Here is a 24920-nt window from a genome sequence, read left to right as displayed (position 1 = left end):
ATCAACGCTGATCGAACGGGGAATGCGGGCCGGACCGCGAGCATCCGGCCGTACTCTCGAGGATACCCGTTTCGGGTGTCTACGCGGCGTCGAACGACGACTCGGAGACGGTCTTCAGGTCTTCGCCGAAGGTGAAGCTCGCGTGCACCGTCTCACCGGCGAGCACCTGAGGCAGCCAGTACTTCGCGTCGTCCCACATGCCGTCGAGCGGCAGCTCGGTCACGTCGTACCAGTCGGGCACGAGCTCGTCGGACTCGGCCGGCGTTCCGCTGAACGCCTCGACGACGAAGACGGTCGAGTCCTGGCTCCAGTTCTCGCGGAACGGGAAGGCGTATCGGATGAAGCCCACCTCGCTCACCGCGGTCGGCTCGACGATCAGGCTCGACTCCTCTTCGATCTCGCGCACGATGGCCTGCAGCGCCGTCTCACCGGGTTCGATCTTGCCGCCGAGGCCCACGATGTTGCCGAGCCCGAGACCTGTCTTCTTGCGGCCGAGCAGCACCTGGCGCACACCCTGCTCAGAGCGCTGGGTGATGAAGCAGACGCAGACCTGGTACGGAGACATTGCAGCAGGCTACCCGCCGCAGATGTTCGGCATGTTACGAGGTGAGGTGCTTCAGCATGCGCGTGTTGCCGAGCGTGTTCGGCTTGACGCGAGCGAGGTCGAGGAACTCGGCGACGCCCTCGTCGGGAGAGCGCACCAGTTCGGAGTACACGTCGGGATCGACGAGGCCGAGCGGCGACGCGATGAAGCCGTTGCGCTCGAAGAAGCCCACCTCGAAGGTGAGGCAGAACAGTCGCGTGAGACCGAGCCTTCGCGCCTCGCCCTCGACGGCCTCGAGCAGAGCGCGGCCCACGCCCTTGCCGAGCCAGGCGTCGGCCACGGCCAGAGTGCGCACCTCGCCGAGGTCGTCCCAGAACACGTGCAGGGCGCCGCAGCCGATGCGATTGCCCTCATCGTCGATGGCGATGTAGAACTCCTGCACCGCCTCGTAGAACACGACGAGCTCTTTGCCCAGGAGGATTCGTCGCTGAACGAGGGGCTCCACGAGCTCCTTGATCCACGGCACATCACTCGTCTGCGCGCGCCGCACCGTGTAGGTGGGGGCGGGCTTCGTCACTTCGGGCATCGAACCAGCCTATTGCCACTTCGCCCCTGTGCCGCGCACAGCGCGCGATCAGGCCTTCGATTCCTGTGACAGGAGACGGCCGAGCAGTTCGAGCTCGCGGGGCGTGACGCGTCGCTCGATGTTCGACACCCGGCGGTCGCCCAGCTTTCTGATGATCTTCTTCATGCCCAGCCTTCTGATGATCCGTCCCGTTTTGCCCGCGTGCCGACCGGGCTGTATGCCCTCACCTCAAGAGACACGAACCGGTGCGAATCATGACGCGGATGCGCGAACGGATCTGCCGCCGGTCACGACTCGGTGCGCACCGTGGGGTCGGGAAAACGCGTCTCGATCGTGAGCCTCTCGCCCCGACGGATGCGTGCCCACACAATGAAGCCCACGATCGTGAACGCCCCGTAGAACACATACATGAAGGCGGAGGCGTAGTAGCCGGCAGACACCAGCAGGGGAACGCCGACGAGGTCGACGGCCACCCAGATCAACCAGAATTCGACCCAGCCCTTGGCCATGCCGTAGGTGGCGAGTAGCGAGCCCACGAAGATCCACGCGTCGGCCCAGACGGGCTCGTACGACCCCAGCAGTTGGAACACCGGCGTCACGATCGCCGTGCCGCCGACGAGAGCCACCACGAGCCGGATCCTGTTCTTCCACCCGGCCCACTGCGGGCTCACCGCGGCTCCGCCGTCGTGCTTCGCCTGCTGCCAGCGCACCCAGCCGTAGATCGACACGACGATGAACATCACCTGCCGACCGGCCTGGCCGAGGAGGTTCACCGGGTTGGGGGTGCCGAACACGGCGCCGAGGAACACGGTGAAGAGAAGGGCGTTGCCCACGATGCCGACCGGCCATGCCCAGACCTTGCGTCGCATCCCGCCCAGCGCACTGAGCAGCCCGAACACATTGCCGAGAACCTCGCGCCACAGGATCGTCTGGTCGCCGATGTGCAGCTGTGCGTTGAACAGCCAGTTCAGAACATCCACGGTGCGCCTTCTCTCTCAGACCGGTGGGCCACAGCGACACAACGCCAGGGGCATGCGCGCCATTCCCTCTCGGCCACCTTCAGCCGCGCCGCCTCTGCCTCCGCCATGCGCGGAAGCCCTTCGGATTGCAGACCGAATCGGCGGGAAACTCGAGGGCGCTGAGGGGTTCGCCCGCATCCACCAGCTGCCCGACGCCCGCGAAGTGGGTCAGGCAGTGGTCGATGGCGTCGACGACGTCGCTGTGGGTCTCGAGACCGCTGACGGCCGAGACGGTGAGCCAGGTCTCCGGATGAGCGGCGTCCGCGGCCTCGGACGGAACCACCTGGGCGACCGCGAAGCCGTGCACGACAAGTGCTCGGGCGCGGGCCGGGAGAAGAAACCGGGCAGCGTCGGCCAGGATCGAGCCGCTGAGCCAGAACTCACGGGCCGCCGAGCCGATCTCCAGCTCGATGGTCGACTCGTCGATCGCGGTTGCAGGGTGGAACCCCCGGGCGACGAACACCCCCGCCACCGTGGCGAGAATCTCCGCGGGCTGCCCGCGCACCAGGATCCGGCGAGCGGGGTAGTAACGCAACTGCACAGAGCTCGGCATGCGCCCAGTGTAGGGACTCGTCACGCCGCGTCCGAAACGCGGAATGCCGCGTTCCGATTCCCGTATGGGAGATCGGAACGCGGCATTCGCGTTCGTTGCGGCTGTCTCTTAGAGAGCGTCGGTCGGGCCCGTGGATGCGGCCGCGGCCGCCGAGGAGGCCGCGATCTCGCCGGCAGGCGCCAGCTCGTCGTCCACACCGGGACGACGGCTCGTGGTGAACACGAACTCGGTGCCGATGAAGTCGACGTGCACGTGGTCGCCCGCGTTGAGCTCGCCGTGCAGGATGCGCTCGGAGAGGCGGTCTTCGACCTCGTTCTGGATCGCGCGACGCAGAGGTCGTGCTCCCAGCGTGGGGTCGAAGCCGACCTCGATGAGGCGCTCCTTGGCCGACTGCGTGAGCTCGATCGACAGGTCGCGGTCGAGCAGGCGGTCGCGCAGACGCTTGATGAACAGGTCGACGATCTGCAGCAGCTCGCCCTTCGACAGCTGCGGGAACACGATGGTGTCGTCGACGCGGTTGAGGAACTCGGGCTTGAAGTGACGCTTGAGCTCCTCGTTCACCTTCGCCTTCATGCGCTCGTAGGTGGTCTCGACGTTGCTGTCGCTCTGGAAACCGATCGGAGCGCCGGAGATGCCCTTCGTTCCGAGGTTCGTGGTCATGATGATGACCGTGTTCTTGAAGTCGACGACACGACCCTGGCCATCTGTCAGACGCCCCTCTTCGAGGATCTGGAGGAGCGAGTTGAAGATGTCGGGGTGAGCCTTCTCGATCTCGTCGAACAGCACCACGCTGAACGGCTTGCGGCGCACCTTCTCGGTGAGCTGCCCGCCCTCTTCGAAGCCGACGAATCCGGGAGGAGCACCGAACAGTCGCGAGACCGTGTGCTTCTCGCCGTACTCCGACATGTCGAGGGAGATCAGGGCGTCTTCGTCGTCGAACAGGAACTCGGCGAGCGCCTTGGCGAGCTCGGTCTTACCGACACCCGTGGGTCCGGCGAAGATGAACGAGCCCGAGGGGCGCTTCGGGTCTTTCAGACCGGCGCGGGTGCGGCGGATCGTGCGGGAGAGGGCCTCGATGGCCTGCTCCTGACCGATGACGCGCTGGTGCAGGGCGCGCTCCATGAAGACGAGTCGCGACGACTCCTCTTCGGTGAGCTTGAAGACGGGAATGCCCGTGGCCTGGGCGAGAACCTCGGCGATCAGGCCCTCGTCGACGATTCCGGACGTCTTGACGTCGCCCGACTTCCACTGCTTCTCGAGGCGCAGACGCTCGCCGAGGAGGTTCTTCTCCTCGTCGCGCAGGCTGGCCGCCTTCTCGAAGTCCTGGTCTTCGATCGCCGCCTCTTTCTGGCCGCGGACCCCGGCGATGCGCTCGTCGAACTCGCGCAGCTCCGGCGGGGCGGACAGGATCGAGAGGCGCAGGCGGGCGCCGGCCTCGTCGATCAGGTCGATCGCCTTGTCGGGCAGGAAGCGGTCGGCGACGTAGCGGTCGGCCAGGTTGGCCGCGGCCACGATGGCGCCGTCGGTGATCGAGACCTTGTGGAAGGCCTCGTACTTGTCGCGCAGGCCCTTCAGGATGTTGATCGTGTGGGGCAGGCTCGGCTCCGCCACCTGGATGGGCTGGAAGCGTCGCTCGAGAGCCGCGTCCTTCTCGAAGTGCTTGCGGTACTCGTCGAGCGTGGTCGCACCGATCGTCTGCAGCTCGCCTCGTGCGAGCAGGGGCTTGAGGATCGACGCGGCGTCGATGGCGCCCTCTGCGGCACCGGCACCCACCAGGGTGTGGATCTCGTCGATGAAGACGATGATGTCGCCCCGCGTGCGGATCTCCTTGGTGACCTTCTTCAGGCGCTCCTCGAAGTCACCGCGGTAACGGCTTCCGGCGATGAGCGAGCCGAGGTCGAGCGAGTAGAGCTGCTTGTCCTTCAGCGTCTCCGGAACATCGCCCTTGACGATCGCCTGGGCGAGGCCCTCGACGACGGCCGTCTTGCCGACGCCAGGCTCTCCGATGAGAACCGGGTTGTTCTTGGAGCGGCGGGAGAGGATCTGCATGACCCGCTCGATCTCCTTCTCGCGCCCGATGACGGGGTCGAGCTTGCTGTCGCGCGCGGCCTGGGTGAGGTTGCGACCGAACTGGTCGAGCACCTGCGAACCCTTGTCGGGAGTGGCGTCGTTTCCGCCAACGGCGACCTGCTCCTTGCCCTGGTAGCCAGAGAGGAGCTGGATGACCTGCTGGCGCACCCGGTTGAGGTCTGCGCCGAGCTTCACGAGGACCTGGGCTGCGACGCCCTCGCCCTCGCGGATGAGCCCGAGCAGGATGTGCTCGGTGCCGATGTAGTTGTGGCCGAGCTGCAGGGCCTCGCGCAGCGAGAGCTCGAGCACCTTTTTGGCACGCGGCGTGAACGGGATGTGACCGGTGGGCTGCTGCTGGCCCTGGCCGATGATGTCTTGAACCTGCTCGCGGACCGCATCGAGCGAGATGTTGAGCGACTCGAGTGCCTTAGCGGCGACGCCCTCCCCCTCGTGGATGAGTCCGAGCAGGATGTGCTCGGTGCCGATGTAGTTGTGGTTGAGCATCTTGGCCTCTTCTTGGGCCAAAACGACGACGCGGCGAGCTCGGTCGGTGAATCTCTCAAACATGTCTGTCTCCTTGAACGCCAGGGCAGGGATGGCGCTCGATGTACTGATGCTAATCAGCGTCGGGCGCGAATACTGCTCTGTTCGCCCTAGGCGTGACTGCGCTCCGCCCCGAGCGAGGTCGGGCCGGAGACCGTCACGGGCGGGAGTGAAACACGCTCGCCACGACTGCGCAACCGCCCCCGGCCGACTCGCGCGCCCGACCTAGCCTTGAGACATGACTGATCAGTACACACTCCAGGACCCCACGAAGATGTTCGCCGACATCGACACGAAAGCGCAGTACCAGGAGGGCGCCGGTCTCGACGCGAACCTCGACGACACGGCCGACCGCGGCGAGAAGAGCTACCGAGGCACCGGCCGCCTCACCGGCCGCAAGGCCCTCATCACGGGAGGCGACTCCGGCATCGGAGCCGCCGTCGCGATCGCCTATGCCCGCGAGGGTGCCGACGTGGCCATCTCCTACCTGCCCGAGGAGGAGACGGACGCGAAGCGCGTCGTCGAGCTGATCGAGGCCGAGGGCCGCACGGCCGTCGCCATCCCCGGTGACATCGTCGACTCCGCGTTCTGCCGCGACCTCGTGGCTCAGGCCGTCGACGGCCTGGGCGGTCTCGACATCCTCGTGAACAATGCTGGCAAGCAGCAGTTCCGCGAGTCCCTCGACGAGATCTCCGACGAGCAGTTCGACGAGACGTTCAAGACCAACGTCTACGCGATGTTCTGGATCACGAAGGCCGCTCTCCCCCACCTCGGTGCCGGATCGACCATCATCAACACCTCGTCGATCCAGGGCTACTCGCCCAGCGAGATGCTGGTCGACTACGCCACCACCAAGGCGTCGATCAACGCGTTCTCCAAGGCGCTGGCCCAGCAGCTCGCGCCGAAGGGCATCCGAGTCAACGTCGTGGCGCCGGGGCCGATCTGGACTCCCTTGCAGACCGCGGGCGGCCAGCCGCCCGAGAAGCTGCCGGACGTCGGCGAGCAGACCCCGCTCGGCCGCTGGGGACAGCCCGCCGAGCTCGCTCCGGCGTATGTCTTCCTGGCATCGCCCGAGTCGAGCTACGTCATCGGCGAGACGCTCAACGTGAACGGCGGCATGCCCACGCCGTAACGGCAGGCCCTTCGACGGGCTCAGGGAACGCCGCGACAGGCCCAGGGAACGATCCGTTCCCCGGGCCTGTCGCGTTCGCCATGCACACGAGGCCGAGGGCAGTGCATCCGGCACCAGCGGTCCATGCGGGCGCATCGAGGCATAGGCTTCCTGCTGTGAGCAACCTCGAAAAGCATCCGGATGAGCTCCTCATCGGAGACGACGAGGAACTCCTCGGTGCCGAACCGCGACGCGTCACCATCCTGGCTCCCCGCGAGGTCCCCCTCGGCGGCCCTCGCGCGATGACCGTGCACCGAACGCTGCCGAGCAGGGAGCGCAGCATGATCGGCGCCTGGTGCTTCGTCGACCACTACGGTCCCACCGATGTGCGCACGGGCGCGGGCATGGTCGTGCCGCCGCATCCGCACACCGGCCTGCAGACTGTGAGCTGGCTCTTCGACGGCGAGATCGAGCACCGCGACAGCGTGGGCAGCCACGCGTTCATCCGGCCTTCGGAGCTCCATCTCATGACGGCGGGGCGCGGCATCAGCCATTCCGAGGTCTCGACCGAGAACACCACTCTTCTGCACGGCGTGCAGCTCTGGCTCGCCCTCCCCGACGCGTCCCGACACATCGCGCCCTTCTTCGAGAGCCACGACGCCGTTGTCACCGACCTCGACGGAGCCCGCATCGCCGTGTTCTTCGGCACCGTGGCCGGCGTCACCGCTCAGGCCACGACCTTCTCCCGCATCGTCGCGGCACAGCTCGACATTCCGCGGCACACCCGCATCACGCTTCCGGTCGATCCGCTCGACGAGCACGGAGTCCTGGTCGACACCGGCTCCGTCACCATCGACGGCACGCCCGTCGCCCGCACCGAGCTCGCCTTCGTCGAGACCGGCGCATCCGGCCTGACCATCGAGACGGGCGACGAGGCCGCGCGACTCGTCCTGATCGGCGGCGAGCCGTTCGGCGAGCAGATCGTCATGTGGTGGAACTTCGTCGGGCGCACCCACGAGGAGATCGTGGAGTACCGCACGGCCTGGCAGGCCGAGGCGATCGGCGACGGCGAACCGGATGCGCAGAGCCCGCGCTTCACCAGCACGCACGGCGGCCACGGCGACCGTGATGGTCACCGCTACACCGGCTCGCCCCTGCCCGCGCCGGAGCTGCCCACCGTGCGGCTGCTGCCCCGGCGCCGCTAGCTACTGCAGGGCGCTCGTGAGCCGGGCCAGGTTGTCGAGGATCGTCGATCGCAGCGGCTGCGTGAGCCAGTCGTCGAGGGTGAGCTCGCGGCTGAGCTTGCGGTAGCCGTCTTCGATGGCGCGCATCTCGGTCACGAACGACCGGCCGCGCACCATCAGCGAGACCTCCATGTTGAGGCTGAACGAGCGCATGTCCATGTTGCTCGAGCCGATCACGGCCACGTCGTCGTCGATCGTGAAGTGCTTGGCGTGCAGAATGTACGGCGCCCGGTACATGTAGATGCGCACGCCCGCCCGCAACAGGGCCTCGTAGTACGAACGCTGGGCGTGGTAGACCAGACCCTGGTCGCCGATCTCCGACACGAAGAGCTCGACCTCCACGCCGCGCTGCGTGGCGGTGGTGATGGCGTAGAGCATCGCCTCGTCGGGCACGAAGTACGGGCTGGTCACGATGATGCGGGTCTGCGCGTAGTAGAGAAGTGCGAGGAAGAGCCTGAGGTTGTTCTCTCCCTCGAACCCCGGGCCGGAGGGCACCACCTGGCAGTCGAGCGAGTCGGGCGCCTCCTCGATGACGTCGGGGGTGATCGGGTCGGTCTCGCGCATCAGCAGCTCGTTGGTCTCGCTGTACCAGTCGGTGATGAAGATGGCGTTGAGGCCGGCGACGATCGGGCCGTCGAGTCGGGTCATCAGGTCTTGCCACTTGAGGCCGCGACGGATGTTGCCGCGCTTGTTGTAGCTGCGGTCGATCATGTTCTGCGACCCCATGTACCCGATCTTGCCGTCGATGATGAGCAGCTTGCGGTGGTTGCGCAGGTCGGGCCGCTGGTACTTGCCGCGCAGGGGCTGCACGGGCAGCATGAACGACCACTGAACGCCGAGGTCGGTGAGTTTCCTCGTCGTCCTGCGGTGGTGCGGCGATCTGATGGATGCGATGTGGTCGAGCAGCACGCGCACGGTCACGCCGCGCTTGACCGCGGCTCCCAGGGCGTCGAAGAACGCCTCGGAGGCCGTGTCGTACGACATGATGTAGAACTCGACGTGCACGTAACGACGGGCCTTGCCCACGTCGGCCGCCATGGCCGCGATCGACGCGGCGTAGTCGCCGATGAGACTGGCGTTGTTGCCGCCGACGAGAGGCATCGCGCCGAGGTTGCGGTTGAGCTCGACCACGGACTCGAGCCACGGCGGCCATGCGTGGTTCTTGGTGACCAGGTCGATGCCCTCGGTGGTCTCGAGGATGAACTGGTTGATCGCCTGCTGCTTGTCACGCCTCTTCTTGGGCAGTTTGTAGCTGCCGATGAGCAGAAAGGTGAGAACGCCGATGTAGGGCAGGAAGAAGATGGCCATGAGCCACGCCACCGCAGTGGCCGGGCGCCGGTTGCGGGGAACGACGATGATCGCCGTGACGCGAACGAGGAAATCGATGAGCACGCCGAAGATCAGAACCCAGCCCACCGCACTGATTCCGAACACTCGGGCTCCCCTCGACTACGGCCCCGACGACAACCGTAGCGTGTCGGAGAGAGGGTGAGGGCCCGTCAGAACCGTCGGTCAGACGGGTGACTCAGGAGCGCGGCGACCGGGTGCCCGAGGGCGAGTCCTGGGCCGCGGCGAGCTTGGCCCGCTCCTCGGCCTCGATCTTCGAGAAGGCACGGCGCTCGTGCTTGTCTGCGCGGAGGATCACGAACATCACGAGCCAGAAGACGAGACCGACGAGCACTGTGGGGGCGAGGGCGCCCAGCCCGGCGAGAATGTCATCCATGGTCGCCGAGTTTAGCAGCCGTGGCCGTGCAGGGGCCCGGGCGATGACCCGCCGAACGACTCAGCCGCCCTTGGTGATGATTCCGTAGACGCCGGTGCCGATGAGATAGAGCGCGACGCCGCCGACCACGATCCACACCAGCAGGCGGGAGTTGCTGACCTCGCCCGGTTTTTTCTTCTTGTCGTCGTCGAGGGGATTCTTGTTGCCGCCGAAGAAGCTCATGGTGCCGACCCTACTTGACCAGCGGGAAGAGGATGGTCTCGCGGATACCGAGACCGGTCAGAGCCATGAGCAGGCGGTCGATGCCCATGCCCATTCCGCCGGATGGCGGCATGCCGAACTCGAGGGCGCGCAGGAACTCCTCGTCGAGACGCATGGCCTCGACGTCGCCGGCCGCCCCCTGCTTCGCCTGCTCGATGAAGCGCTCGCGCTGGATGACGGGATCGACCAGCTCGGAGTAGGCCGTGGCCAGCTCGAAGCCGCGGATGTAGAGGTCCCACTTCTCGACGACGCCCGGAATGGACCGGTGGGCACGTGTGAGAGGGCTGGTCTCGAGCGGGAAGTCCATGACGAAGGTGGGACTCGTGAGCCCGCCCTTCACGAAGTGCTCCCACAGCTCTTCGACGAGCTTGCCGTGGTTGGGCAGGTGCACCTCGACGCCCTCACGGTCGGCGAGCGCCTGCAGCTCGGAGACCGTGGTCTCGGGGGTGATGACGACTCCGGCCGCATCGGAGAGTGAGCCGTACATGCTGATGCGGTCCCATTCGCCGCCCAGGTCGTACTCCGTGCCATCGGCCCACGTCACGACGTGCGAGCCCGCGACCGCGAGCGCCGCGTTCTGAATCAGCGTCTGCGTGAGTTCGGCCATCGAGTTGTAGTCGCCGTACGCCTCGTACGACTCGAGCATGGCGAACTCGGGCGAGTGCGTGGAGTCCGCGCCCTCGTTGCGGAAGTTGCGGTTGATCTCGAAGACCCGGTCGATGCCGCCGACGACGGCGCGCTTGAGGAACAGTTCTGGCGCGATGCGCAGGAACAGCTCGGTGTCGAACGCGTTGCTGTGGGTGGCGAAGGGCCTGGCCGATGCGCCGCCGTGCATGGTCTGCAGCATCGGGGTCTCGACCTCGATGTAGTCGCGTTCGGCGAACGTCTGCCGCAGCGAGGCGACCGCCTTGGCGCGCGTGCGCACGACCTGCCGGGCCTGGTCGCGCACGATCAGGTCGAGGTAACGGCTGCGCACCCGGGTCTCTTCGCTGAGCTCGGAGTGCAGGTTGGGCAGGGGCAGCAGGGCCTTCGACGCGATCTGCCAGTCGGCGACCATGATCGAGAGCTCTCCGCGCCGCGACGAGATGACCTCGCCCGACACGAAGACGTGGTCGCCGAGGTCGACCAGTTCCTTCCACTCGGCGAGCGACTCCTCGCCCACCTGGGCGAGCGACACCATGGCCTGGATGCGACTGCCGTCGCCCGCCTGGAGCGAGGCGAAGCAGAGCTTGCCGGTGTTGCGGGCGAACACGACGCGGCCTGCGACGCCGACGATGTCGCCGGTCGTGTCGTCGGCCACGAGCTCGCCGTACTTCTCGCGCAGGGCCGGGATCGTCGTCGTCACCGGAACGGAGACGGGATAGGCGCCCGCCCCGGAGTCGATCAGCCTTTCGCGCTTGGCGAGACGCACGAGCTTCTGTTCCGCGACCTCGGCCCGCTGTTCGTCATCGGTCAGCTGGCTGTGGGTGGGTGCATCACTCATGCGGGCGAATCTCTCCTCGGGTCGCCTCAGAGTTTACCCAACGAGCCGTTGCCCCGGCGCTCAGCCCAGGTAGATGGTCTCGTTGTCGATCAGCCGCGTCGTGCCCACACGAGCCGCGACGAGCACGATCGACCGCCCGCGGAAGTCGTCGTCGACGGGAAGGAACGTGGCCGGGTCGACGACGGCCAGGTAGTCGACCTGCACGAGCGGCTCGCCCATCGCCACGGACTGGGCCGCAGCGATGACCGTGTCGATGCCGCGGTCGGCGGCGGATTCGGCGGCCTCGAGCATGTGCGAGAGAACGAGGGATGCGCGACGCTCTTTCTCGTCGAGGAAGCGGTTGCGACTCGACAGCGCGAGGCCGTCGTCTTCGCGGACCGTCTCGACGACCTCGATCGCCGTGGCGAAGTCGAGATCGGCGATCATGCGGCCCACGAGGAACGCCTGCTGCGCATCCTTGCGACCGAAGAACACGGTGTCGGGCGACACGATGTTGAGCAGCTTCGCCACCACGGTGAGCACGCCGTCGAAGTGACCGGCACGGCTTCTGCCCTCGAACGTGGCTCCGGAACGGCCGGCGGTGACGGTGGTCTGCGTCGGGCCGTTCGGGTACATCTCGTCGACGGACGGGGCGAAGACGATGGTGGCGCTGTCTCCCGGTCGTGCGACCGAGTCGAGGATGGCGATGTCCGAGTCGAGGTCGCGCGGGTAACGCTGCAGGTCCTCCGAGGCCGAGAACTGGGTGGGGTTCACGAAGACGGAGACGACGACGATGTGTCCGAGTTCGCGTGCGCTCGCCACGAGGGCGAGGTGCCCGTCGTGCAGCGCGCCCATCGTGGGGACGAGCGAGACCTTCGGATCGGTGATTCCCGTGGCGACAAGGGCGGCCCTCGACTCGCTGATCAGGGCTCGGACGCCCGCGATCGAATCGGCTACTTCGGTCACCGGGACTCCTCACTCGCGACGACGGGCGCAGGTTCCGCTCGCCGCCACCCTCGATGCTAGTGCCTCGCCGCGGGCTCGATGCCCGCCCTCAGCCGCCGATGGAGTCGAACGGCGCCGCAGCGTCGTCGCCGCGGGCGCGGTGAAGAGCATTCTCGACCGCCGATCTCACGAGGGGCCCCAGCACGAGCCCGGGAGCGGGGACCCCGATCGACGACAGCAGCCCTGTGGCCTGGTCGACGATGGCGCTCGAGAACGTCGTGGCGGTCTCGATGGCCTCGGCGTAGGCCGCGCGATCCTTCTCGGCGACGACGACCGGTTCGCCGCCCATCTCGACGACCAGTGCCTGCCCGATCGGAAGCACGGGTGCGGGTGCGGTGACCGCGAACCAGGTTCCGACGAGCCGGGCGATGTCGACGCTCGAACCGGTGAACTGCATGGCCGGGTGCACGGCCAGCGGGATCGCCCCCTGGGCCAGAGCGGGGGCGAGCACGCTCACGCCGACTCCCGGAGCCGTGTGCATGACGAGCTGCCCCGCCTGCCAGGTGCGTGTGGTCGCGAGGCCCTCCACGAGGCCGGCGAGCTCGGACTCGGGAACGGCGAGGATGACGAGTTCGCTGCGTTCGATGAGCTGCGGGATCTCGAGGATCGGCACCCCGGGAAGCATCGCGTCGGCGCGTTCGCGGCTCTCCTCGGAGATCGCGGCGACTCCCACGAGCGCGTGCCCGGCGCCCGCCAGCGCTGCGCCGAGCACCGGCCCGACGCGTCCGGCCCCGATGATGCCGATTCCGAGGCGTCCACTTCGTTCTGCGGGATTCATCGTTCGTTCTCCGGTCGTGGTGGCTGGTGTCGGGTGGGCAGCGCGACGCGATGCGAGCCGTCTTCGAGTGCACCCGCGGCGGTCGCGGCGCGGCTGATGGCGTCGAACGCGGTGAGGGAGCCTGCCCGGTCGAGCACGGACAGCGACGCCGACACCGGTCCGGCCACGGTGTCGAGCGTCAGTGTGCAGAGGTCGAGGGCCCGCGCGAGAGGGCCCTGGTCGAGATGCAGGCTCTGGATGCGTGCCGCCGGCACGGCGACGAGTTGTCGCCACACGAGACCCTTGCGCAGCAGAACGGTGTCGCCCGCGAGGGCGTAGCCCGTGCGGCGCCAGGAGAACGGGCGCAGCCACCGGGCGCGCCGGGGCGCCGCGACGAAGTCGACCGCGAATCCGGGCGTCTGCCCGGAGGAGACCATTCCGGCGAGGATCAGGTGCCGGGTGTCGGCGCTCGCCAGCCCCGGCAGCAGCAGGCCCAGCACCTTGTCGACGTCGCCGCGCGTGCCCACCGGGAGCATGGTCGTGGCGGGCTGGCTGCCCGAGCCGCTCGAGGCATGACCGGCCCTGTTGATGCGGATGGCCCACCAGTCGAACGGGCGCCAGAGCAACGGCTGGTAGACCTCGATCGCGTGGATGCGCCCGGGCGGGAGGGTGTCGTTCGATGTGGTGAGCAGGCCGTAGCCGACGCGCACTCCATCGGGTGTCGCCGCGATGGAGAACCGCAGCGACCGCGTGACCTTGCGCACGTAATACCCGGCGCCGCCGATGAAGGCGGGGACGAAGAGGAAGAGGAACCCGAGCTCCCGGCCGGTCGCCGTCACGACGATCAGGACCACCGCGACGACCAGCACGAACAGCGTCGCGCCGCTGGCGAGCAGCGAACCGGCGAGCCTCAGCGGCGAGATGCGCACCACCGATTGCGGCGGAGCCTCCTGGGGGTCGAGCTCGGGAGCCAGCAGCTCCGTGACCCGGCGGCCGATGAGCGAATCCGGGCCCACGGCATCCGGCGACCCTGCAGCACCGCCCGCCGTCGCACCCTGCGCGACACCCTCTTCGGCCCTGCGAGCCGACGCGAGCATCAGGATGTCGTGGCGCAGCCGATCGACGTCGCTGCCCTTGAGGTACGCGAGCTGCACCTTGGCGTCCTGTCCCGCGACGCTCAGTTCGAGCCGGGCGGCGCCGAAGAGACGCGCGATGAACGGCCGCGTGATGGCGATGCCCTGGATGCGATCGAGGCGGGCCTGTCGGTGGGTGCGGAACAGGATGCCGCTGCGCACCTCGACCGCCTCGTCGTTGATGCGGTAGGTGTGCATGCGCCACGACAGGAAGAACGCCACGACGCCGAGCAGCAGGGCGCCGAGCACGATCGCGATGGCCCAGCCGAGGTGCCCGCGCAGGTACAGCTCCTCGATCAGGTCGCCTCCGTCCGGACCGCCCACGAACGCCTCGATGAGACGCTCTCGCACATTGGCCAGGATGAAGCCGATCACCGCGATGAGGGCGATTCCACCCTTGAGCAGGGGCGTCGCCGGGTGGAGCCGCAGCCACTCGCCGCCGCCGGGAAGGGGCGGAGCGACGGGCTCGGTCACAGCCCGGCCCGCCGCGTTTCGGCGAGGGAGACGAGCGTGTCGCGGAGCGCGTCGGCATCGCTGTCGACGAGACCGGGGATCGTGACGCCGGTCGCCGCCGCCGCCGTGACGAACCGCAGTTCGGCGAGTCCGAGGAACCGTGCGACCGGGCCGCGGTTGATGTCGATCAGCTGCATGCGGCCGTAGGGAACCGAGACGACGCGGTGGAACATGATGCCGCGCCGGAAGAGGAGATCGTCGTCGCGAAGCTGGTAGCCGATCGAGCGCACGCGGCGCGGGGCGACGGCGAACATCACGAGGGTGGTCACGACGGCCGCGCCGACGAGGATCCAGCCGAAGGGCTGGGCGAACCAGCGCGTCAGCGAGAAGACGAGCGTCGCGCCGATCGCGACGAGCCCGAACAGCGCAACGCCGACCAGTTCGACGCCGATGTACTTGCGGCTCACCCGCCTCCAGTCGCCGCCGACCTCGACCCGCTTCGAGCGCACCCGGGCAGGGTCGAGGGGAACGGCGTCGTTCGAGTGGTCGGACATGTCAGGCCTCCGGTGTGAAGTCGTCCGGCGGAAGCGCGCAGAGCTGCTCGGCGACAAGGCCGGCCACCAGCAGCACGATGCCGCCGGCCGCGCTGGCGATCGACAGCCAGAGCGACGAGACCTCGGGAACGATGGTGCGGGACAGCACGTAGATCGTGCACCCCAGGCCGAAGCCTGCGACCAGGCTGCCGACGAGGCTCGAGGCCTTGGCGAGCACCACAACGCGCATCGCGCGGAACGGATTGACCTCGCGCCGCACGGGGCCCCGGATGGCCCGGTACACCGGGATGGCGAACGTCAGCACGAGCGCCGCGGCCGCCACCAGCGTGATCGGCAGCGTCACGGGCGGAACGAGGATGGGGCGGCCGCCGGAGGCGAGCCCGATCTGCAGCAGGAATCCCACGATGGCGCCGGCGAGCGCCAGCGAGATCAGCGAGAACGGTCGGGTGCGCTTCACATCGTCTCCGAGGGTGTTCGGCGGGCCGTGTCGTCGGTCGACGCGAGCAGCTCGTCGACGCGACCACGGCCGGGAATCGTCGCATCCGGGTCGAGTTCGAGCCACGGCGCCAGCACGAAGTCGCGCTGCCACGCGCGGGGATGAGGCAGGGTGAGGGTCTCGTCGGACTGTTCGAGCGTGCCGTAGGTGATCAGGTCGATGTCGAGGGTGCGGTCGCCCCAGCGCTCCTCTCGCACACGCCCGTGGCGCAGCTCGATCTTGTTGAGGGCGGCGAGCAGCTCGTGCGGCTCGAGCGTGGTGAGCACGATCGACGCGGCGTTGAGGTAGGCCGGCGCGTCGGGATCGATGCCGTGCAGCTTCACCGCGACCGTCTCGTAGAGGCTGGATTCGCCGATGGTCTCGACTCCGGGCAGCCGCGCGATCTCGGCCATGGCCTCGAGGATGGTCTCGCCTCGATTGCCCAGGTTGCTGCCGAAGGCGAGCACCGCTCGCGCACCCTCGAGCCGTCGCCCGTTCACAGCGCCGCCTGCACGCGGGGGCCGCGGGGCCGCACGATCGTGATGGAGACGTCGGCGAAGGGCACGGGAATGGGGGCGTCGGGCTTGTGCACCGTGACGCGGACGCGCTGCGCGACCGGATGCGCGAGCACCAGCGATGCGATGCGCTCGGCGAGCGTCTCGATGAGGTCGACCGGCTCGGCCGCGGCCGCCTCGGCCACCTCTACGGCCAGCTCGCCGTAGTGCAGCGTCTGTGCCAGGTCGTCGCCGGACGCGGCGCCTTGCGTGTCGAGCCAGACCGTGAGGTCGAGGAGGAAGGTCTGGCCGTCTCGGCGCTCGAAGTCGAAGACGCCGTGGTGGGCGAACACCTCGAGGCCCGTGAGGGTGAGGGTGTCGAGCTCGTCGACCGGGGTGTCTCGCGTCACGATTGCGCTCCCCTTCTCCAGGCGTCGGCCACGTCGAGCGCGGCCCGCGTCTCTGCGACATTGTGCACCCGAACCGCCCAGGCACCCTGCGACGCCGCGATCGCCGCGACGATCGCCGATGGCGCGTCCCGGGCATCCGGTGCCGCGCCGTCGGCGACGAGCGGCGCGAGGAACCCCTTGCGCGAGGCGGCGACCAGCACGGGCAGCCCGAGAGAGGCGAGGTCTCCGTAGTGGCCCAGCAGGGCCCAGTTGTGCTCGGCGTTCTTCGAGAAGCCGATGCCGGGGTCGACGATGATCTTGTCGGGATCGACACCGCGCACGATCAGCTCGGCGACCCGGTACTCGATTTCACGGCGGACGTCGGAGACCACGTCTGCGTAGTTCGCCTTCGCCGCCATCTCGGCGCTGTGACCACGCCAGTGCATGACCACGAAGGGCAGTCCGGTCTCGATGGCGACGCGGGTCATGTCGGGGTCGGAGAGCCCGCCCGACACGTCGTTGATCACGGCCGCGCCCGCGTGGGCCGCCGCCAGCGCCGTCGACGCGTTCATCGTGTCGACGCTCACGGCGATGCCGCCCCGGGCGAGCTCGCGCACGAGGGGAAGCACGCGACGCTGCTCCTCTGCCACGGGAACGCGCTGCGCACCCGGGCGCGTGGACTCGCCGCCGATGTCGATGAGGTCGGCGCCCTGGGCCATGAGCTCTGCGGCGTGCTCCAGTGCCTGATCGAGGGTGTTCCACCGTCCGCCGTCGCTGAACGAATCGGGAGTGACGTTGAGGATTCCCATGATGAGCGTGCGCTCACCCGCGAGCGGAACGCCGGGCGCGGCCGTCGCCGACCGGATGCGACGACGAACGGATGCGGTCGGCTCGCCCGAGCGCGGGCTCGGCTCGTTGCTCGTCACATGCCCCCTGCTCACGTCGCGGCTCCGATCAGACTCATCAGCTCCGCGCGGTCGGCGGGCTGCGACAGCGTACCGCGACTCGACACGGTGACGGTCGAACTGCGCGTCTGACGGGGGCCTCGCGTTCGCACGCAGTCGTGCTGCGCATCGAGCACGACGAGCACTCCGCGGGCGTCTACGCCGCTCTCGATCACGGCGGCGATCTCGTCTCCGAGACGCTCCTGGAGCTGCGGCCTCGAGGCGAGCGTGTCGACGACGGACGAGATTCGACCGAGCCCGATGAGGCGCGTCGACGGAACGTAGGCGACATGGGCCACCCCGGTGAAGGGCAGCAGGTGGTGCTCGCACACCGAGCGGAACTCGATGTCGCGCACGAGCACGGGCTCGGGCACCGACCCGTCGGTGACGGGAAAGGTGTCTCCGAGCATCGCGCGGGCGTCGACGCCGAGGCCGGAGAAGAACTCCGCGTAGGCGTCGGCGACTCGGGAGGGCGTACGCTCGAGCCCCTCACGCACGGGATCCTCACCGATGGCGATGAGGATCTCGTGCACGGCCGCCTCGATACGAGCCCGGTCGAACGCTGTCACGTGTGGAGAGTCAGGCCGTGGCCGGACGGGGCGGGGCCTGCGGCGACCGCTTGGGCTTCTGCTCCGGCTCGGGGTCGGACTGCACTCCCCCGTCGACGGCGGCCGCGTCGACCGGCGCCTTCGGAGACGGGAACGCCACCGGCGGAAGCTGCGAGACCGGGCGCTTGTCGCTCGAGAGCCACTGCGGCCGCGGGGTGAGCTTCTTCACGTCTTTGAAGATCACGGCGAGCTGGTCGTGGTCGAGCGTCTCGTGCTCGAGCAGTTCGAGGGCGAGGCGATCGAGGATGTCGCGGTTCTCGTTGAGAACGCTCCAGGCCTCGTCGTGGGCGGCCTCGATGAGCTGCCGCACCTCGTCGTCGACCTTCTCGGCGATGCGGTCGGAGTAGTCGCGCTCGTGACCCATGTTGCGGCCGAGGAACATCTCTCCCGAGGCTGCGCCCAGCTTGACCGCGCCGATGTCGGCCGACATGCCGAACTCGGTGACCATCTTGCGGGCCGTCGCGGTGGCCTTCTCGATGTCGTTCGATGCGCCGGTGGTCGGGTCGTGGAAGACGACCTCTTCTGCGACGCGACCGCCCATGGCGTAGGCCAGCTGGTCGAGCAGCTCGTTGCGCGAGACCGAGTAGCGGTCTTCGAGGGGAAGAACCATCGTGTAGCCGAGGGCTCGGCCACGCGGAAGGATCGTGATCTTGGTGACCGGGTCGGTGTTGTTCATGGCCGTGGCCACCAGGGCGTGGCCGCCCTCGTGATAGGCCGTGACGAGCTTCTCGTGGTCGCGCATGATGCGGGTGCGCCGCTGCGGGCCCGCGATGACGCGGTCGATGGCCTCGTCGAGGGCGCGGTTGTCGATGAGCTGCGCGTTGGAGCGCGCGGTGAGCAGCGCGGCCTCGTTGAGCACGTTCGCCAGGTCGGCGCCGGTGAACCCGGGAGTCTTGCGGGCGACGACCTCGAGGTCGACGCCGGCGGCGAGCGGCTTGCCCTTGCCGTGCACCTCGAGGATCTTCTTGCGGCCCTGCAGGTCTGGTGCGTCGACGCCGATCTGGCGGTCGAAGCGGCCCGGACGCAGGAGGGCGGGGTCGAGGATGTCGGGACGGTTGGTGGCGGCGATGAGGATGACGTTCGTCTTGACGTCGAATCCGTCCATCTCGACGAGCAGCTGGTTGAGCGTCTGCTCGCGCTCGTCGTGGCCGCCGCCCATTCCGGCGCCGCGGTGGCGGCCGACGGCATCGATCTCGTCGATGAAGATGATGGCCGGCGAGTTCTCTTTGGCCTGCTGGAACAGGTCGCGCACGCGGCTGGCGCCGACACCGACGAACATCTCGACGAAGTCGGAACCGGAGATGGAGTAGAACGGAACCCCCGCCTCACCGGCGACGGCTCGGGCGAGGAGGGTCTTTCCTGTTCCGGGAGGGCCGTACAGCAGCACGCCCTTCGGGATGCGGGCGCCGACGGCGAGGAACTTGGCCGGCTCCTTCAGGAAGTCCTTGATCTCCTCGAGCTCTTCGAGCGCCTCGTCGCTGCCGGCGACGTCGTCGAAGGTGACCTTCGGCGACTCCTTCGAGACCAGCTTCGCCTTGGACTTGCCGAACTGCATGACCTTGGATCCGCCGCCCTGCATGCCCGAGAGCATCAGCCAGAAGAACGCACCGATGAGCAGCACGGGGAGCAGGATGCCGATGAGCGACAGGAACCAGTTGGTCTGCGGCACCTCGTCGTTGTAGCCCTTGGCCGGCGCGGCGTCGTTGACCGCGTCGATGACCTCGGTGCCCCGGGGAGTGACGTAGTAGAACTGCACCTGGGTGCCGTACTCCTTGTCGGCCTTCGCCAGGGTCAGGTCGACTCGCTGCTCGCCATCGATGATGGTGGCGGAGGAGACCTTGCCGTCTTTCAACAGCTGCAGGCCCTCCTGCGTGTCGATCTGCTTGTAGCCGCCGCCGGTGATGAGGCTGAAGCCGATCCACAGGGCGATCGCACCGAGCAGGATGTACGGAATGGGAGATCGGACGATCTTTTTAGCGTTCATGTCTCTTCATCGTGTCGAGAGGGGTGTATTCGATCGAAAGCAATCGAGGTAGTGGCAAGGGTAGCTGGCGGGCGCTGCACGCCGTCTGGATGTTCCCCGTGGGCGTAACGAATGCGGGCTACGAGTAGACGTGCGGCGCCAGCACCGCGACGTCGCGCAGATTGCGGTAGCGCTCCGCGTAGTCGAGGCCGTATCCGACCACGAACTCGTTGGGGATGTCGAAGCCGACGTACTTCACGTCGACCTGGATCTTCGCCGCCTCCGGCTTGCGGAACAGCGCGCAGATCTCCACGCTCTCGGCGCCGCGCGTACGCAGGTTGCCGAGCAGCCACGACAGCGTGAGCCCGGAATCGATGATGTCCTCGACGATCAGCACCTTGCGGCCCGAGAGATCGGTGTCGAGGTCTTTGAGGATGCGCACGACACCCGACGACTGCGTGCCCGCGCCGTATGAGCTGACGGCCATCCAGTCCATGTTGAGCGGAAGGGAGAGCTCGCGCGCGAGGTCTGCCATGACCATGACCGCGCCCTTCAGCACGCCCACGAGCAGAACGTCCTCGCCGGCGTAGTCCGCCTCGATGCTGCGGGCGAGCTGCGCGATCCGTTCGTGGATCTGCGCCTCTGTGTACAGCACGCTGGTGAGGTCGTCGGCGATGTCACTCGAAAGCACGGGGCTCCTTCACATTAGATGTCGGCTGCTGCCTGGAAGACGAGCTTCCCGGCGACCCTGACAACTCTAATGCCGGGCAGGTCCGCGCCCTTCTGCCCGTGCCAGTCGGTGACCAGCGCTGCGGCGGCCAGCGTCTGCGCGCGGCTGAGGCTCACGCCGAACTCGCTGAGCACGACGAAGCGGATGATGCGGTTGCGCAGCGCCGCCGGGTTCGCGGCGAGGGCTCCCACCGAGATGGCGATGCCGGCCTCGGCGTGCTCCACGATCTCCTCGATCGTCTCCTCCACCATGCGGTCGAGCGCGTCCGCGTCCTCCCGCAGCTGCTCGGCCGTGCGCGCCAGGGCCTCGGCGACGCCCGGGCCCAGCTCGCGCTCGAGCGTCGGCAGCGCGGTCTCGCGCACGCGAACGCGCGTGTAGGAGGGGTCGGCGTTGTGCGGGTCGATCCACGGCTCGATCCCCGCGTCGGCGCAGGCCGCCACGGTGGTCTGGCGCCGGATGCCGAGGAACGGGCGTACGAGGGCTCCCGAGACGGGCGCCATTCCGTGCAGGCTGGATGCGCCGGCACCGCGCGCGAGGCCGAGCAGAACGGTCTCGGCCTGGTCGTCGAGGGTGTGGCCGAGCAGAACCGCGACCGACCCGGTGTCGCGACGGGCGGCATCCAGAGCGGTGTACCGGGCGTCACGGGCCGCGGCCTCGGGCCCGCCCGAGCCCGGGCCGGAGCCGACCTCGACTTCTCGCACGATCACCGGGTCGAGACCCAGCGCCTGCGCCTGCTCGGCCGCTCTCGAGGCGACCAGAGCCGAGTCACGCTGAAGCCCGTGATCGACGATGACGGCGCCGGCGCGCATGCCCCGGCGGGGCGCCTCGAACGCCGTCGCGGCGGCGAGGGCCAGCGAGTCGGGCCCTCCGCTCAGGGCCACGAGCACGAGAGGTGCGTCGCCGGATGGCGGGAGCGCCTCGAGCGAGTCGCGCACGGCCCGGCGCACATCGGCGATCGCCGGCGTCAACCGGGGTCGGCGTTCGGAGGGAGTCTCGGGGGGCATCCAGTAACGTTATTGCAGTTCACGACCTACGAAGGAGAACCGCCGGCATGGCTGCTTACGACGCGATCATCGAGATTCCCAAGGGAAGCCACAACAAGTACGAAGTAGACCACGAGACCGGACGCGTTTTCCTCGACCGCGTGCTGTTCACCTCGTTCGTGTACCCCACGGACTACGGCTTCTTCGAGAACACCCTCGGCCTCGACGGCGACCCCGTCGACGTGCTGGTGCTGCTCGAGTACCCGCTGTTCCCCGGCGTCGGCGTCTCGGTTCGCCCCGTCGCCGTCTTCAACATGACCGACGACGGCGGCTCGGACGCCAAGGTCATCGCCGTTCCCGCGAAGGACCCGCGCTGGGCCCACATCCAGGACATCGACGACATCCCCGAGTCGACCCGCAAGGAGATCGAGCACTTCTTCGAGCACTACAAGGACCTCGAGCCCGGCAAATGGGTCAAGACCGAGGGCTGGCAGAACGCGGCCGCGGCCGAGCAGATCGTGCTCGACGGCATCGAGAAGCTGAAGACCGAAGGCCACTAGGCCCCTACGACGAAGGCCCTTCGACGCTCGTTCCCCGAGCCCGTCGAGGGGCCTTCGTCGTCGGGCTGCTAGCCGAAGTAGACGCCGCGGTCGGCCATCCACGGACGCGGGTCGATGGCGCCCCCGCCGACGCGCACCTCGAAGTGCACATGGCATCCGGTGGAGTTGCCCGTGGTTCCGGCATAGGCGATGAGCTCGCCGGCCGCCACGTACTGGCCCGACCCCACGTTGAGGCTGGTGTTGTGCCCGTAACCCGTGCGCACGCCGCCTCCGTGATTGATCTCGACGAAGTTGCCGTAGCCGCCGTTGTAGCCGGCGTAGCTGACCTGACCGGCCGCCGCTGCGTAGACAGGAGCGCCGCACGTTCCGCTGTTGTAGTTGAGATCGAGACCCGCGTGCAACGTGTAGTTTCCCGTGACGGGGTTCGTGCGCATGCCGTACTCGTCTGTGGAGTACGCGCCGGGGAAGGGGCTGGCCCAGCCGCTGGACACCGGGCCCGGCCCGGTACTGCCTCCGCCGCCTCCGCCACCGCCACCACCGGATGCCGCGGCCGCGGCCGCCGCCTCGGCAGCCGCCGCGCGCTCAGCCTCCATGCGCTTCTCTTCTGCGATGCGACGCGCTTCGACACCTGCGTTGTAGTCGGCCTCCGTGGCCTGCCGGTTCTGGGTGAGAACGGCGAGCTGGGTCTCGAGCTCGACCTCGTGCGTCTGCTGTGCGGCGAGCGACGCCTCGAGTGCCAGCTGCGCGGCGACGGCCTCGTCGCGGGCGGCCTCGGCCGCCTCGGCGAGTGACTGCAGCGCATCGCGGGCGACGACCGCTTGGTCGGTCAGCGACTGAGCCGTGTTCTTGTCCTGCTCGGCCGTGGCGTAGAGCTTCGATGCCGAGCCCGTGAGCTGGCTCATCGCGCCCAGCTGGTAGAGCAGGCCGTCGGCCTCGCTCGACTCGCTCGTGAAGAGGTTCACCGACAGGCCGTTGCCGCCGGACTTGGCCATCAGCGCGGCGAGCTGGCCCGCCTGCTTGATCGAGGCATCCGCCGTCGCCTGCGCAGCCGCGGCCTGGCTGTCGAGCTCATCGGCCTTGAACGCGGCCGTGTCGTACTTGGTCTGCGCTTCCTGATACTCGGTTCCACGCTGGATCGAGAGGGACTCGGCGGCCGCCGTCGCGTCGCGGAGCGCTGAGATCAGATCCTGGATGTTCTGGATCTCGGCCTGCTTGCTGGACTCGTTGGACTGAGCGGCCTGAACGTCCTCCCACGTGGGGTACTCGTCGGCGTACGCGGGGGCCGAGAGCACGGAACCGGTGGCGACGAGGGCGACCGTGACCGTGATCGAGCCGAGTAGGTGACGGAGACCCCAGGGGCCGCGGCGTCGACGTCGACTGGTCGTGGCGTTCAATGGTCCCCCGGGTGGTGGTGAGCGAACTTAAGTCACTCGAGTAACAGTGGCAACAGGTGTCACTCTAACAACAGAGCGTTTCGTCCTGCTGAGATCATGACTGCTTCGGGGTCCGAAACCCGGTACATTCCGCGTCGAGTCGCATCTCGGGCGGTGGACGCCCGACCGAATTGGCGAGAGCGAGAAGTGTGTGGCATACTCGTTGAGTTGTCACCAACGGCCCTATCGTTTAGAGGCCTAGGACACCGCCCTTTCACGGCGGCAGCACGGGTTCGAATCCCGTTGGGGTCACATTGGTAACAGCATGCAGAACCACCAGTACGAAAAACACAGCACAACCACGACAACTTAACATTCAGTACAGATTCACCAGTATGGCCCTGTAGCGCAGTTGGTTAGCGCGCCGCCCTGTCACGGCGGAGGTCGCGGGTTCAAGTCCCGTCAGGGTCGCCAAGGCGACAAGCCCAACCGAAAGGAAGGGCTTTTTGTCTGTGAGCGACTTCGGTCACTCGCCTCTGTAGCTCAGTTGGTAGAGCGTTCGACTGAAAATCGAAAGGTCACCGGATCGACGCCGGTCGGAGGCACTGTCCCATCCCGCGGCTTCTACGCGAGGTGGGACTTTTTTGTTTAACAGCTGCCTGTTTGAGCACCTGTCTAGGCTGAAGACATGGGCACAGTCATTCTCGTGCGGCACGGCCGCACCCAGGCGAACGTCGACGGCATCCTGGCCGGGCGCACAGCGGGCGTAGATCTCGACGATCGCGGGCGCGAGCAGGCCGCCGCGACGGCCGAACGGCTGATGTCGGTTCCCCTCGTCGCCGTCGTCTCGAGCCCCCTCGATCGGTGTCGCCAGACATCCGCCCTCATCCTCGATCGCCAGCAGGGCTCCGCCGATCTCGTCGTCGAAGACGGCATCACCGAGTGCGACTACGGCGACTGGCAGGGCGGCACCCTGAAGCAGCTCAGCACGGAGAAGCTGTGGAAGGTCGTGCAGTCCAACCCGAGCGCGGCGGTGTTCCCCGGAGGCGAGTCGCTCGCCGCCATGCAGGCGCGCGCCGTCTCGGCCATCCGTCGCCTCGACGCGGAGTTCGAGGAGAAGCACGGCCCCGGCGCTGTCTGGGCCGCCGTGAGCCACGGCGACATCATCAAGTCGGTGCTCGCCGACGCCTACGGAATGCACCTCGACCTGTTCCAGCGCATCAGCGTCGGGCCGGCGTCCGTCTCGATCGTGCGCTACGGCGCCGATTCCCCGAGCGTGCACGCCACGAACACCGAATCGGGCGACCTGTCGTGGCTGCGCACCGCGCCGGCGCCCGCAGATGCGCCCGTCGGCGGTGGCGCCGGACCGGCCTGACCCCGTTC

At 68.0% G+C, this 24920-nt stretch carries 26 protein-coding genes and 3 tRNA genes; 7 read left to right on the top strand and 22 right to left on the bottom strand.

The genetic code is table 11. From position 1 onward, the window contains the following. Positions 1–79: 79 nt before the first annotated feature. The 5 genes from QCD70_RS15115 to QCD70_RS15095 form a co-directional block, all read right to left on the bottom strand. A complete protein-coding gene (locus tag QCD70_RS15115; protein ID WP_301217721.1) occupies positions 80–565 on the bottom strand; it encodes an 8-oxo-dGTP diphosphatase in 486 nt (161 codons plus the stop codon). A 34-nt stretch (positions 566–599) separates the two neighbouring features. Next, positions 600–1130 (bottom strand): amino-acid N-acetyltransferase, encoded by a 531-nt coding sequence (locus QCD70_RS15110; protein WP_301217719.1) that lies wholly within the window; start codon positions 1128–1130, stop codon positions 600–602. 287 nt (positions 1131–1417) lie between these two features. After that, positions 1418–2110 (bottom strand): nicotinamide riboside transporter PnuC, encoded by a 693-nt coding sequence (pnuC, locus tag QCD70_RS15105; protein ID WP_301217717.1) that lies wholly within the window; start codon positions 2108–2110, stop codon positions 1418–1420. Between the two features lie 79 nt (positions 2111–2189). After that, positions 2190–2702, bottom strand: coding sequence for a hypothetical protein (locus tag QCD70_RS15100; RefSeq protein WP_301217715.1), 513 nt, complete (start codon positions 2700–2702; stop codon positions 2190–2192). Between the two features lie 108 nt (positions 2703–2810). Continuing rightward, positions 2811–5339 (bottom strand): ATP-dependent Clp protease ATP-binding subunit, encoded by a 2529-nt coding sequence (locus QCD70_RS15095; protein WP_301217712.1) that lies wholly within the window; start codon positions 5337–5339, stop codon positions 2811–2813. Between the two features lie 214 nt (positions 5340–5553). Between QCD70_RS15095 and QCD70_RS15090 the strand changes: the two genes are divergently transcribed. Both QCD70_RS15090 and QCD70_RS15085 read left to right on the top strand, forming a co-directional pair. Beyond that, a complete protein-coding gene (locus tag QCD70_RS15090) occupies positions 5554–6447 on the top strand; it encodes a glucose 1-dehydrogenase (RefSeq protein WP_055944922.1) in 894 nt (297 codons plus the stop codon). Between the two features lie 155 nt (positions 6448–6602). Beyond that, positions 6603–7631: a pirin family protein gene (locus QCD70_RS15085; protein WP_301217707.1), complete on the top strand. Its 1029-nt coding sequence runs from the start codon at positions 6603–6605 to the stop codon at positions 7629–7631. Here the strand turns inward: QCD70_RS15085 and cls are convergent, their stop codons facing one another. From cls to tilS, 16 genes are all read right to left on the bottom strand, one after another. Beyond that, the gene (gene cls, locus QCD70_RS15080; RefSeq protein ID WP_055928114.1) at positions 7632–9095 is read right to left on the bottom strand and encodes a cardiolipin synthase; all 1464 of its coding nucleotides are present in this window, start codon (positions 9093–9095) and stop codon (positions 7632–7634) included. Positions 9096–9195: 100 nt separating this feature from the next. After that, the gene (locus QCD70_RS15075; protein WP_301217705.1) at positions 9196–9393 is read right to left on the bottom strand and encodes a hypothetical protein; all 198 of its coding nucleotides are present in this window, start codon (positions 9391–9393) and stop codon (positions 9196–9198) included. A gap of 60 nt (positions 9394–9453) precedes the next feature. After that, positions 9454–9615, bottom strand: coding sequence for a hypothetical protein (locus QCD70_RS15070; protein ID WP_200920329.1), 162 nt, complete (start codon positions 9613–9615; stop codon positions 9454–9456). 10 nt (positions 9616–9625) lie between these two features. Continuing rightward, a complete protein-coding gene (gene lysS, locus QCD70_RS15065; RefSeq protein WP_301217700.1) occupies positions 9626–11137 on the bottom strand; it encodes a lysine--tRNA ligase in 1512 nt (503 codons plus the stop codon). Positions 11138–11197: 60 nt separating this feature from the next. Next, on the bottom strand, positions 11198–12082 hold the full coding sequence (gene panC, locus QCD70_RS15060; protein ID WP_301217698.1) for a pantoate--beta-alanine ligase: 885 nt from the start codon (positions 12080–12082) through the stop codon (positions 11198–11200). An 88-nt stretch (positions 12083–12170) separates the two neighbouring features. Further along, positions 12171–12899 (bottom strand): Rossmann-like and DUF2520 domain-containing protein, encoded by a 729-nt coding sequence (locus QCD70_RS15055; RefSeq protein WP_301217696.1) that lies wholly within the window; start codon positions 12897–12899, stop codon positions 12171–12173. Beyond that, positions 12896–14485 (bottom strand): PH domain-containing protein, encoded by a 1590-nt coding sequence (locus QCD70_RS15050; RefSeq protein WP_301217694.1) that lies wholly within the window; start codon positions 14483–14485, stop codon positions 12896–12898. Before QCD70_RS15050 ends, QCD70_RS15055 begins: the two co-directional genes overlap by 4 nt. Further along, positions 14482–15018 (bottom strand): PH domain-containing protein, encoded by a 537-nt coding sequence (locus tag QCD70_RS15045; RefSeq protein WP_301217692.1) that lies wholly within the window; start codon positions 15016–15018, stop codon positions 14482–14484. Before QCD70_RS15045 ends, QCD70_RS15050 begins: the two co-directional genes overlap by 4 nt. Position 15019: 1 nt before the next feature. Then, positions 15020–15475 carry a DUF3180 domain-containing protein gene (locus QCD70_RS15040; RefSeq protein ID WP_301217690.1) on the bottom strand — a complete coding sequence of 152 codons (456 nt, stop codon included), beginning with the start codon at positions 15473–15475 and terminating at the stop codon, positions 15020–15022. Beyond that, positions 15472–15993 (bottom strand): 2-amino-4-hydroxy-6-hydroxymethyldihydropteridine diphosphokinase, encoded by a 522-nt coding sequence (gene folK, locus QCD70_RS15035; protein WP_301217688.1) that lies wholly within the window; start codon positions 15991–15993, stop codon positions 15472–15474. Before folK ends, QCD70_RS15040 begins: the two co-directional genes overlap by 4 nt. Continuing rightward, entirely contained in the window at positions 15990–16397 is a 408-nt protein-coding gene (gene folB, locus QCD70_RS15030) for a dihydroneopterin aldolase (protein WP_301217686.1), read from the bottom strand. Before folB ends, folK begins: the two co-directional genes overlap by 4 nt. Next, positions 16394–17317 (bottom strand): dihydropteroate synthase, encoded by a 924-nt coding sequence (folP, locus tag QCD70_RS15025; RefSeq protein ID WP_367316733.1) that lies wholly within the window; start codon positions 17315–17317, stop codon positions 16394–16396. Before folP ends, folB begins: the two co-directional genes overlap by 4 nt. Next, positions 17314–17889 carry a GTP cyclohydrolase I gene (gene folE / locus QCD70_RS15020; RefSeq protein WP_301217684.1) on the bottom strand — a complete coding sequence of 192 codons (576 nt, stop codon included), beginning with the start codon at positions 17887–17889 and terminating at the stop codon, positions 17314–17316. Before folE ends, folP begins: the two co-directional genes overlap by 4 nt. Positions 17890–17899: 10 nt before the next feature. Then, positions 17900–19912 carry an ATP-dependent zinc metalloprotease FtsH gene (gene ftsH / locus QCD70_RS15015; protein WP_301217683.1) on the bottom strand — a complete coding sequence of 671 codons (2013 nt, stop codon included), beginning with the start codon at positions 19910–19912 and terminating at the stop codon, positions 17900–17902. 118 nt (positions 19913–20030) lie between these two features. Beyond that, entirely contained in the window at positions 20031–20582 is a 552-nt protein-coding gene (hpt, locus tag QCD70_RS15010) for a hypoxanthine phosphoribosyltransferase (protein ID WP_055944985.1), read from the bottom strand. A 14-nt stretch (positions 20583–20596) separates the two neighbouring features. Beyond that, complete coding sequence (tilS, locus tag QCD70_RS15005; protein ID WP_301217678.1) at positions 20597–21625, bottom strand: tRNA lysidine(34) synthetase TilS; 1029 nt, start codon at positions 21623–21625, stop codon at positions 20597–20599. Between the two features lie 47 nt (positions 21626–21672). Between tilS and ppa the strand changes: the two genes are divergently transcribed. Next, on the top strand, positions 21673–22164 hold the full coding sequence (gene ppa, locus QCD70_RS15000; RefSeq protein WP_055926874.1) for an inorganic diphosphatase: 492 nt from the start codon (positions 21673–21675) through the stop codon (positions 22162–22164). A gap of 68 nt (positions 22165–22232) precedes the next feature. Here the strand turns inward: ppa and QCD70_RS14995 are convergent, their stop codons facing one another. Beyond that, on the bottom strand, positions 22233–23558 hold the full coding sequence (locus QCD70_RS14995) for a M23 family metallopeptidase (protein WP_301217676.1): 1326 nt from the start codon (positions 23556–23558) through the stop codon (positions 22233–22235). A gap of 218 nt (positions 23559–23776) precedes the next feature. Here QCD70_RS14995 and QCD70_RS14990 point away from each other — a divergent pair. From QCD70_RS14990 to QCD70_RS14975, 4 genes are all read left to right on the top strand, one after another. Next, positions 23777–23849: transfer RNA gene (locus QCD70_RS14990), tRNA-Glu, on the top strand. 85 nt (positions 23850–23934) lie between these two features. Beyond that, a tRNA-Asp gene (locus tag QCD70_RS14985) sits at positions 23935–24011 on the top strand. Positions 24012–24069: 58 nt separating this feature from the next. After that, a tRNA-Phe gene (locus tag QCD70_RS14980) sits at positions 24070–24142 on the top strand. Positions 24143–24225: 83 nt separating this feature from the next. Continuing rightward, the gene (locus tag QCD70_RS14975) at positions 24226–24912 is read left to right on the top strand and encodes a histidine phosphatase family protein (protein WP_301217673.1); all 687 of its coding nucleotides are present in this window, start codon (positions 24226–24228) and stop codon (positions 24910–24912) included. The last annotated feature ends 8 nt before the right edge of the window (positions 24913–24920 follow it).

The organism is Agreia sp. PsM10, from assembly GCF_030433855.1.
In the GTDB taxonomy this organism is placed as follows: domain Bacteria; phylum Actinomycetota; class Actinomycetes; order Actinomycetales; family Microbacteriaceae; genus Agreia.
This window is presented reverse-complemented; position numbering and strand designations above follow the sequence as displayed.